General features: G+C 73.9%; 6 protein-coding genes. 5 read left to right on the top strand and 1 reads right to left on the bottom strand.

All coding sequences use genetic code 11. The annotated features are described in order from the left end of the window. The first annotated feature begins 165 nt into the window (after positions 1-165). From VMV22_08460 to uvrA, 5 genes are all read left to right on the top strand, one after another. Positions 166-1,587: a hypothetical protein gene (locus VMV22_08460; protein ID HUY22360.1), complete on the top strand. Its 1,422-nt coding sequence runs from the start codon at positions 166-168 to the stop codon at positions 1,585-1,587. Positions 1,588-1,728: 141 nt separating this feature from the next. Further along, entirely contained in the window at positions 1,729-3,033 is a 1,305-nt protein-coding gene (locus VMV22_08455; GenBank protein ID HUY22359.1) for a glycosyltransferase family 4 protein, read from the top strand. 4 nt (positions 3,034-3,037) lie between these two features. Next, positions 3,038-3,649, top strand: a complete 612-nt coding sequence (gene coaE / locus VMV22_08450) for a dephospho-CoA kinase (protein HUY22358.1) — start codon at positions 3,038-3,040, stop codon at positions 3,647-3,649. Between the two features lie 144 nt (positions 3,650-3,793). Then, positions 3,794-5,944, top strand: coding sequence for an excinuclease ABC subunit UvrB (gene uvrB, locus VMV22_08445; protein ID HUY22357.1), 2,151 nt, complete (start codon positions 3,794-3,796; stop codon positions 5,942-5,944). Positions 5,945-6,001: 57 nt separating this feature from the next. Next, the gene (uvrA, locus tag VMV22_08440; protein ID HUY22356.1) at positions 6,002-9,043 is read left to right on the top strand and encodes an excinuclease ABC subunit UvrA; all 3,042 of its coding nucleotides are present in this window, start codon (positions 6,002-6,004) and stop codon (positions 9,041-9,043) included. 79 nt (positions 9,044-9,122) lie between these two features. On the opposite strand, the gene nadA is transcribed toward uvrA, so the two are convergent. Beyond that, the gene (gene nadA / locus VMV22_08435; protein ID HUY22355.1) at positions 9,123-10,238 is read right to left on the bottom strand and encodes a quinolinate synthase NadA; all 1,116 of its coding nucleotides are present in this window, start codon (positions 10,236-10,238) and stop codon (positions 9,123-9,125) included. Positions 10,239-10,394: the final 156 nt, after the last annotated feature.

Here is a 10,394-nt window from a genome sequence, read left to right as displayed (position 1 = left end):
GGTCGAGAACATCGTGGACGGCGCCGGGCACGACATCTGGTCGGTGAACGTGGACGAGGTGTACCACGAGGAGAAGGCGGGGTCGCCCGGCGACGCCGGCACCGGCCGTGACGCGCCGGTCGTCCCCCGGCGGGTGGCGGCCGTCACGGGTAGCGGCGTCTCCTAGTGCCGCCCGGCGCACCGCCGCCGACGACCCCCGACCCCGAGCCCGACGAGGGTGGCGAGGCGCGCTCCGACGCCGCCGAGGCGGGCTCCGCCATCCGCCATGCCATCCCCCTGGCCATCGCGGCGGCGCTGGTGGGCCTCGTCAGCCTCCTCACCACCGTGTTCGTGGCCCACGTGCTCACCACGCGCGGCTACGGCACCCTGATCGTCCTGCTCGGCCTGTTCCTGGTGGTGTCGATGCCGGGCTCGGCGCTCCTGGTGGGGGTGGTCCGGCGGGCCTCGGCCTGGGAGGCCCGCGGCCTCGGGGGGCGCATCAAGCCCTGGGTGGCGCGCATCCACCGCATCGGCGAGGTGTCGCTGCTGGGCATGGCCGTGGCGATGTGGCTGCTGCGGGTGCCCGTGGCCCACGCCCTGAACCTGCGCGGCCCGAGCGGCGTGGCCGAGATCCTCACCGCCGGCGGGGTGTGGATCCTGGTGTCGATCGACCGGGGGCTGCTGCAGGTGCGGCGCGACTACCTGCACCTGTCGGTCAACCTCGTGCTCGAGGCGACCATGCGCTGCGCCCTCACCATCGGCATGGCGGCCGAGCTCGGCATCGAGGGGGCCGCCCTCGGCATCCTGATCGCCGAGCTGGTCACCGCCACCCACGCCCGCCTGAGCGCGGCCCGCGCCCTGGCGCGTGCCCCCGACATCACCCGGGAGGCGCCCGCCGAGGAGATCCCCGAGATCGGCGTGGAGGCCACCGGCGGGGCGGTGGCGCTGTCGGTGCACGGCGGCAAGGACCTGCTGGCCGACGTCCTGACCGCGCTGGGCAGCCTCGTGCTGCTGGCCGTCCTGCAGAACGCCGACGTCATCCTGCTCGGGAGCAAGGCACCGCACCACTCCGGCTCCTACGCGGCCATCTCGGTCCCGGCCAAGGCGCTCGTGTTCGGCGCGCTCGTCCTCGTGAACTACCTCCTGCCCGAGGCCACCATCCGCCACCAGCAGGGCCTGCACGCCCTCAGACAGCTGGGCCACACCTTCCTGGTGCTGTCCCTGCCCTGCACCGTGCTGCTCGTGGCGGCGGTGTTCGTCCCCCGCCGGCTCCTCGGCCTGGTGTTCGGCCACCGGCTGACGGCGGCGGCCTCGGCGTTCTCCACGCTGGTGCTCGCCATGATCCTGCTGTCGGTGACCGTGGTGCTGGCCGTGTACCTGCTCGGCGTGGGGTGGCGCTGGGTGGTCGCCGTGCTCGCCGCCGGGACCGGCGCCCTCGTGGCGGCGGCGGCGCTGGCCGGGGGCCGCTACACGAGCACCGCCCGGGCGGACCTCTTCGTGCAGGTGGGGTTGGCGGGCACCATGGCCCTGTGCTTCGTGGTCGCCCACCGCCAGACGGCCCGACGCCGGGCCGGCCCCGCCGGCGCGCTGGCGGGGCCCCTGTCGTGAACGTCGCGCCCCGTGGCACCGGCGTGCCCCGGGGACGCCCGAGGTCCGGGGGGCACGGGTTGTCACGCCCCCCGCTACGGTGGGCGAGCGGGCGGGAGGGATGACGGCGTGACCGAGGTCCATCATCGGCGAGGGGCGGCGATGGCCGCGACCGACGAGGCGGGGGGCGCCGACGGCGGGGGGCTCGTCCTGCTGCCCGGGCCCGGGACCGCCACCGTCGACGACGTGGTGGCGCGGGCCCTGGACGTCGGGGTACGGCGGGTGCAGATCCTGGCCTGGCGCGACCTGGACGACCCCGAGGCGGGCGGGTCCGAGCGCCATGCCCACCACGTGGCGTCGCTGTGGGCCGATGCCGGCCTCGACGTCACCCTGCGGACGTCGACCGCCGCCGGCCAGCCGGCGCGGGCCGAGCGCGACGGCTACCACGTCCTGCGCAGGGGCCGGCGGTACTCGGTGTTCCCCCGCAGCGTCCTGAGCGGCCTGGCCGGCCGCGGCGGGCGGCCTGACGGGCTGGTGGAGATCTGGAACGGCATGCCGTTCTTCTCGCCGCTGTGGGCCCGGTGCCCGCGCGTCGTCTTCCTGCACCACGTGCACGCCGAGATGTGGCAGATGGTGTTGCGACCCGGACGGGCGCGCCTCGGCGACCTGGTGGAGCGCCGGTTGGCGCCGCCGCTGTACCGGCGGACGCGCGTGGTGACGCTGTCGCAGTCGTCGCGCGACGAGATCGTGGCCATGCTCGGGCTGCGCCGGTCCCGCGTGAGCGTGGTGCCGCCCGGTATCGACCGCCTCTTCACCCCTGGCGGGGACCGCTCACCCGAGCCCCTCGTGGCCGCCGTCGGCCGGCTGGTCCCGGTGAAGCGCTTCGACCTCCTCATCGACGCGCTGGTGGCCGTGCGCCGTCGCGTGCCGGGGCTGCGCGCCGTGATCGTGGGGGAGGGGTACGAGCGGGCGCGCCTCGAGGCGTACCGGCGCGCCGCCGGCGCCGAGGGGTGGATCGACCTCCCGGGGTACATGGACGACGTCGCCCTGCTCGACGTGTACCGGCGCGCCTGGGTGTTGGCGAGCACCTCGCAGCGCGAGGGGTGGGGGATGACCATCAGCGAGGCCGGCGCCTGCGCCACCCCGGCGGTGGCGTCGCGCATCGCCGGGCACCGCGACGCCGTGGAGGACGGGGTGAGCGGCCTCCTCGTCGACGTGGGCACTCCCCGGACGCGCCCCGGCCGCCCCGGCGGCGTGGCGGCCGTCGCCGAGGCGTTGCGGACCGTGCTCGTCGACCCCCTGCTGCGTGCCCGCCTGGGGCGCGGGGCGCGTGCCCGTGCCGCCGGGCTGTCGTGGGAGGCCACCGCCGCGGGGACCCTCGACGCCCTGGTCGACGAGGCCGTGGCCCGGGCGGTGCGCACCGGGCGCGGACTGCGTCGGGGCGGGGCGCCGCATCCGGTGGGGTAGGCGCGTGCTGGCCGTCGGGCTCACCGGCGGGATCGGGTCGGGCAAGTCCACGGTGGGCGAACTCCTGGTGGAGCGGGGCGCGGTGCTCGTCGACGCCGACCGCATCGCCCGCGAGGTGGTCGCCCCCGGCGGCCCCGCCTACCGGCCCCTGGTCGACCGTTTCGGTGCCGGGATCGTGGCCGGCGACGGCACCATCGACCGGCCCGCCCTGGCCGCGCTGGCCTTCGCCGACCCCGACTCCCTGGCCGCGCTCAACGCCATCACCCATCCCGCCATCGCCGCGGTCATGGCCGAGCGCCGGGCGGCGGTGGCGGGGACCGACCGGGTGGTCGTCCTCGACGTGCCCCTGCTCACCCCGGCCCACCGCGACCTGCTGTCGCTCGACGCCGTCGTGGTGGTCGACTGCCCGGCCGACGTGGCCCTGCAGCGCCTGGTGGGCCAGCGCGGCTTCTCCCGCCAGGACGCCGAGGCCCGCATGGCGGTGCAGGCGACCCGCGAGGAGCGCCGCCGGGGGGCCGACTTCGTCATCGACAACTCGTCGGACCGGGCCCACCTGGTCGCCGAGGTCGACCGGGTGTGGGCGTCGCTGCGATCCTTCCCCCGACCGCCGCGCTGACGGCCCCGGCGCCCCGGTCCCTCGTCGCCGGGCCCGGGTCGCTCTGACGACTACCCCCAATGGGGGTATGGCCCCGAGCGACCCACGGTCGGTGCGTGCGATCGACCCGCAGGAGGCGACACACCCCCCCGGTACCATCGGGTGGTGACCCGTCTCGAGGTGGTGACCCCGCTGCGCCCGGCGGGCGACCAGCCCCGCGCCATCGAGCAATTGTCGGCGGGGATCGCCGCCGGGGACCGCTTCCAGACCCTGCGCGGCATCACCGGCTCCGGCAAAACCGCCACCATCGCCTGGACCATCGAGCAGGCCCAGCGCCCGACGCTGGTGATCGAGCCCAACAAGTCGCTGGCCGCCCAGCTGGCCGCCGAGCTGAAGGAGCTGTTCCCGGACAACCGGGTCGAGTACTTCGTCTCCTACTACGACTACTACCAGCCCGAGGCGTACCTGCCGTCCTCGGACACCTACATCGAGAAGGACTCGTCCATCAACGACGAGATCGACCGGCTGCGCCACGCCACCACCTCGAGCCTGCTGTTGCGGCGCGACGTCATCGTGGTGGCCTCGGTGTCGTGCATCTACGGCCTGGGCTCGCCCGAGGAGTACAGCCAGCGGATCCTGGCGGTGCGCCCCGGCGACACCGTCGACCAGCGCGACCTGCTGCGGCGCCTCGTCGACCTGCACTACGACCGCAACGACGCCGTGCTCACCCGCGGCCACTTCCGGGTGCGCGGCGACACCGTCGAGCTGCACCCGGTGTACGAGGAGCAGGCCGTGCGCATCGAGCTCTTCGGCGACGAGGTCGAGCGGATCCGTCGGTTCGACGCGCTCACCGGCGACACCGGGGAGGACATCGACGAGCTGGTGGTGTTCGCCGCCACCCACTACGTGGCCGGCGACGAGACCATGCGGCGCGCCGTCGACTCCATCCAGGCCGAGCTCGGGCAGCGCCTGGGCGAGCTGCAGGCCCAGGGCAAGCTGCTCGAGGCCCAGCGGCTGCGGCTGCGCACCGAGCACGACCTCGAGATGCTGGCCGAGGTGGGTGTGTGCAACGGCATCGAGAACTACAGCCGCCACCTCGACGGCCGGCGCGCCGGTGAGCCGGCCCACACCCTGCTCGACTTCTTCCCCGAGGACTTCCTGACCGTCATCGACGAGAGCCACGTCGCCGTCCCCCAGATCCACGGCCAGTTCGAGGGGGACCGGTCCCGCAAGGCGACGCTGGTGGAGCACGGCTTCCGGCTGCCCTCGGCGCTCGACAACCGCCCGCTCACCTTCGACGAGTTCATGGAGCGGGTGGGCCAGGTCGTGTTCCTGTCGGCGACCCCGAGCGCCTACGAGCTCGACGTGTCGAGCCAGGTGGTCGAGCAGGTCATCCGCCCCACCGGCCTGGTCGACCCCGAGGTCGTGGTCCGGCCGACCACGGGGCAGATCGACGACCTCCTCGAACGCATCCACGAGGCGTCGGAGGCCGGGGGCCGGTCGCTCGTCACCACGCTCACCAAGAAGATGGCCGAGGACCTCACCGACTACCTGCTCGAGCTGGGCGTCCGGGTGCGCTACCTGCACTCCGACATCGACACCATCACCCGCATCGAGCTGCTGCGCGACCTGCGCCTGGGCGAGTACGACGTGCTCGTGGGGATCAACCTCCTGCGCGAGGGCCTCGACCTCCCCGAGGTCCGGCTGGTGGCCATCTTGGACGCCGACAAGACCGGGTTCCTGCGCTCGGCGTCGTCGCTCATCCAGACCATGGGGCGCGCCGCGCGCAACGTCGACGGGCTGGTCGTGCTGTACGCCGACACCATCACCGACGCCATGCGGCAGGCCATCTCCGAGACCCAGCGCCGCCGGGCCATCCAGCAGGCCTACAACGCCGAGCACGGCATCGACCCCACCACGGTGCGCAAGGCCGTCACCGACATCCTGGCCCGCATCCGGCCCGCCGGCGGTGCCCCCACCGGGCCCGGGCGGGGGAGCCGCGGGGGCCGGGCCCGGCCCGGCGCCCAGGTGCGGGCGGGGCGCGGGCCCCGGCGCGACGGGGTCGGGGGTCGGGGCGTGGGCGGGCGCGTCAGCGCCGCCGATGAGATGGCGGACCTCGGCGAGCTGCCCGTCGACGAGCTGCAGCGTCTGGTGGTGCGCCTCGAGCAGGAGATGCGCCTGGCGGCGTCGGAGCTGCGCTACGAGGAGGCCGCGCTCCTGCGCGACGACATCGCCGAGCTGCGCCTGGCGCTGGCCGAGGCGGGTGACGTCCCGGGTGCCCCCGGGGCCGCGCCCGTGCCCGTCCGGGCCGTCTGACGCGGCCGAGGACCGGCCCTGTCTGCGGCCCCGCGCACCCCCGGTATCCTCGCCCCGATGGCCGATCGGTTGGTGATCCGCGGGGCGCGCGAGCACAACCTGCGCGACGTGTCGCTCGACCTCCCGCGCGACCAGCTCATCGTGTTCACCGGGCTGTCGGGGTCGGGCAAGTCGTCGCTCGCCTTCGACACCATCTACGCCGAGGGCCAGCGACGCTACGTCGAGTCGCTGTCCGCCTACGCCCGCCAGTTCCTCGGGCAGATGGACAAGCCCGACGTCGACTTCATCGAGGGACTGTCCCCGGCCATCTCCATCGACCAGAAGTCGGCGAGCCGCAACCCCCGCTCCACCGTGGGCACCGTCACCGAGATCTACGACTACCTGCGCCTGCTGTACGCCCGCGTGGGGCGCCCCCACTGCCCGACGTGCGGCCGTCCCGTCGCCCGCCAGACGCCCCAGCAGATCGTGGACCGCATCCTCGACCTGCCCGAGGGGACCCGGTTCCAGGTGCTCGCCCCCGTGGTGCGGGGGCGCAAGGGCGAGTACGAGGCCCTGCTCGACGACCTGGCCAAGCAGGGGTTCGCCCGGGCCCGCGTGGACGGGGAGACCGTCGAGCTGTCCGAGCGCGCCGCGCTCGGCCTGGCGCGCTACGAGCAGCACACCATCGAGGTGGTGGTGGACCGGCTGGTGCGCCGCGACGACATCCGCCAGCGGCTGACCGAGTCCATGGAGACCGCCCTGCGCCTCACCGACGGCGTGGCGGAGATCGGTGTGATCGGCGACGACGGAGCCGAGGAGCCGATCACGTTCTCCGAGCACCTGGCGTGCACGCACTGCGGCTTGTCCTTCGAGGAGCCCGCACCGCGCAACTTCTCCTTCAACTCCCCCTACGGCGCCTGCACGGCGTGCGACGGGCTCGGCACGCAGTTCGAGGTGGACCCCGACCTGGTCGTGCCCGACCCCGCCAAGTCGCTCGACGACGGCGCCATCTCCCCGTGGACGGGGGGCCACAGCCGATGGTTCGACCGCATCGTGGAGGCCGTGGCCGACGACTACGGGTTCAGCACCGCCACGCGCTGGGAGAAGCTGCGGGCCAAGGACCGCAAGGTGCTCCTGTTCGGCTCCGGGCAGCGCCAGGTGCACGTCCGCTACCGCAACCGCTACGGGCGCCAGCGGTCGTTCACGTCGCACTTCGAGGGGATCGTCCCCTGGCTGAAGCGGCGCCACCGCGACTCGGACTCCGAGTCGGTGCGGCAGTGGGCGGAGACGTTCATGCGCGAGATCCCCTGCCCGGCGTGCGGCGGGGCGCGCCTCAAGCCCGAGTCGCTGGCGGTCACGGTGGGCGGGCTGAGCATCCACGCGCTGTGCAGCCTGTCGATCACGCGCGCCGCCGCCGAGGTCGAGGCCCTCGACCTGACCGAGCGCGACCACCTCATCGCCGACCGGGTGCTGCGCGAGGTGCGGGCCCGGCTCACGTTCCTGCTCGACGTGGGGCTCGACTACCTGTCGCTGGCCCGGGGCACCTCGACGCTGTCGGGCGGCGAGGCGCAGCGCATCCGGCTCGCCAGCCAGATCGGGTCGGGCCTGGTGGGCGTGCTCTACGTGCTCGACGAGCCGTCCATCGGCCTGCACCAGCGCGACAACCGCCGCCTGCTCGACACCCTGGTGCGCCTGCGCGACCTCGGGAACACGGTCATCGTGGTGGAGCACGACGAGGAGACCATCCGCGAGGCCGACCACGTGGTGGACATCGGCCCCGGGGCCGGTGAGCACGGGGGGGAGGTCGTCTACAGCGGACCCGTCGACGGCCTGCTGCGCACCGAGGCCTCGGTCACGGGCCGCTACCTCACCGGGGAGCGGTCGATCCCCGTGCCCGGGAAGCGCCGGGAGGGGTCGGGCGACCAGCTGGTGGTGCGCGCCGCGCGCGAGCACAACCTCCAGGGCATCGACGTGGGGTTCCCGCTGGGGTGCCTGGTGGCGGTGACGGGCGTGTCGGGGTCGGGGAAGTCGACGCTCGTGAACGACATCCTGCTCCAGTCGATGCTGGCCCAGGTCCACCGGGCGCGCACCACGCCCGGGCAGCACCGGTCCATCGACGGCGTCGAGCACGTCGACAAGGTGGTGGCCATCGACCAGTCGCCCATCGGCCGCACGCCGCGGTCGAACCCCGCCACCTACACCGGGCTGTTCGACCACGTGCGCAAGCTCTTCAGCCAGGCGCCCGAGGCCAAGGTGCGCGGCTACCAGCCCGGGCGGTTCTCGTTCAACGTGCGCGGTGGCCGGTGCGAGGCGTGCGCCGGCGACGGGACGATCAAGATCGAGATGCACTTCCTGCCCGACGTGTACGTGCCGTGCGAGGTGTGCCGGGGTGCCCGCTACAACCGCGAGACCCTCGAGGTCACCTTCAAGGGCAAGAACATCGGCGACGTCCTCGACATGTCGTGCGAGGAGGCCCTGGCCTTCTTCGCCAACCAGCCGACCATCGCCCGCCACCTCCAGACCCTGGTGGACGTGGGCCTCGGCTACATCCGCCTCGGCCAGCCGGCCCCGACGCTGTCGGGCGGCGAGGCCCAGCGGGTGAAGCTGTCCTCCGAGCTGTCGCGCCGGTCCACCGGGCACACCCTGTACGTCCTGGACGAGCCCACCACGGGCCTGCACTTCGACGACGTGCGCAAGCTCCTCGAGGTCCTGTCGCGGCTGGTGGACCAGGGCAACACCGTGATCGTGATCGAGCACAACCTCGACGTCGTGAAGACGGCCGACTGGATCGTGGACCTCGGGCCCGAGGGCGGCGAGGGCGGCGGGCGTGTCGTGGCCGAGGGCACCCCCGAGGAGGTGGCCGCCATCGCGGCGAGCTACACGGGCGCCGTGCTGGCGCCGGTCCTGGCGCGCGACGGGCACGCCGTCGAGGCGCCCGCCCGCAGCGCGGCACGCCGCCGTGCTCCCGCCGGGGCGGCGAAGAAGGCCGCCACGCCGGCCCCCGCCGCGGCGCGCCGTGCTCCCGCCGGGGCGGCGAAGAAGGGCACCGGACGCGCCCCCACGACGGGCGCGGGGACGGCGCGGGCGGGGTCGGCCGGCAAACGGCGGCGGGCGGGCTGACGGCGTTCGAGGAGTGGCCGTTCGCCCCGGACCGGGACGACGGGCACGACGCCTCGGCCGGACCCGTCACAACGGGCGGTCAGGTGATGTCGAGCATGCGCTGCAGCGCCACGCGCGCCCAGGCGGCGGTGTCGGCGTCGACGGTGATGCGGTTGACCACGGTCCCCTCGACGAGGCTCTGCAGCACCCAGCAGAGGTGGGCGGCGTCGATGCGGAACATCGTCGAGCACGGGCACACCAGCGGGTCGAGCGACACCACCGTCTTGTCGGGGTGCTCGTCCGCCAGCCGCTTCACGAGATGGATCTCGGTGGCCACCCCGATGACCGACCCCGCGGGCGCCTCTTCCACGGCCCGGATGATGAAGTCGGTCGACCCGACGGCGTCGGCGACCTCGACCACGTCGTGGGCGCACTCGGGGTGCACCACCACCATGCCGGCCGGGTTCTCGGCCCGGAAGGCCGCCACGTGCTCGGGCCGGAAGCGTTGGTGCACCGAGCAGTGCCCCTTCCACAGCAGCAGGGTGGCGTCCTTGACGTCGGCGTCGCTGAGCCCGCCCATCTCGAGACGCGGGTTCCACACCCGCATGTCGGCGTCACCCCACCCGAGCTGGAACCCCGTGTTGCGCCCGAGGTGCTGGTCCGGGAAGAACAGGACCTTGTCGCCCTGGGCGGTCCCGGTGCCGCCAGGGTCGAGGGCCCACGTGAGCACGGCCCGGGCGTTGGACGACGTGCACACCGCGCCGCCGTGGCGGCCCACGAAGGCCTTCAGCGCGGCGGACGAGTTCATGTAGGTGACCGGCACCACGCGTTCGATGTCGGTGACGGCGGCCATCGACTCCCAGGCCTCCTCGACGGCGTCGATGTCGGCCATGTCGGCCATGGAGCACCCGGCGTTCAGGTCGGGGAGGATCACCTGCTGGTGCTCGGCGGTGAGGATGTCGGCCGACTCCGCCATGAAGTGCACACCGCAGAAGACGATGACGTCGGCGTCGCGGTGCGCCGCGGCCGTGCGCGACAGGCCGAACGAGTCGCCCCGGGCGTCGGCCCACCGCATCACCTCGTCACGCTGGTAGTGGTGCCCGAGGACGAGAAGGCGCGCGCCGAGCGCCTCCTTGGCGTCGTGGATCCACGCCGCCAGCTGGTCGGGTGTCGCGTCGACGTAGCGCTCGGGGAGCGCTCGCTGCAACCGGAACATGTGGGACTCCCTTCGGGGAGCACTCCGATTCACGGCCGGCGGGGACAGCCTGGTCGCCCATCCGCGGGGTTGTCGGCCTCGGAGCGGTATGCACGCCGGGGTTACCAGGCCGGCGCTCGACTGCGAGTCTAGGGGGTGCGTCGGGCCCGCGCCCGC

The sequence above is a fragment of the Acidimicrobiales bacterium genome (genome assembly GCA_035531755.1).
Classification (GTDB): Bacteria; Actinomycetota; Acidimicrobiia; order Acidimicrobiales; family UBA8190; genus DATKSK01.
Note: the sequence above shows the minus strand (reverse complement) of the source record. Positions and strands in the feature narration are given on the sequence as shown.

Coding starts and splice junctions, on each gene's coding strand:
- VMV22_08455 (HUY22359.1), top strand. CDS start 1,729: ATGGCCGCGACCGACGAGGCGGGGGGCGCCGACGGCGGGGGGCTCGTC.
- uvrA (HUY22356.1), top strand. CDS start 6,002: ATGGCCGATCGGTTGGTGATCCGCGGGGCGCGCGAGCACAACCTGCGC.
- nadA (HUY22355.1), bottom strand. CDS start 10,238: ATGTTCCGGTTGCAGCGAGCGCTCCCCGAGCGCTACGTCGACGCGACA.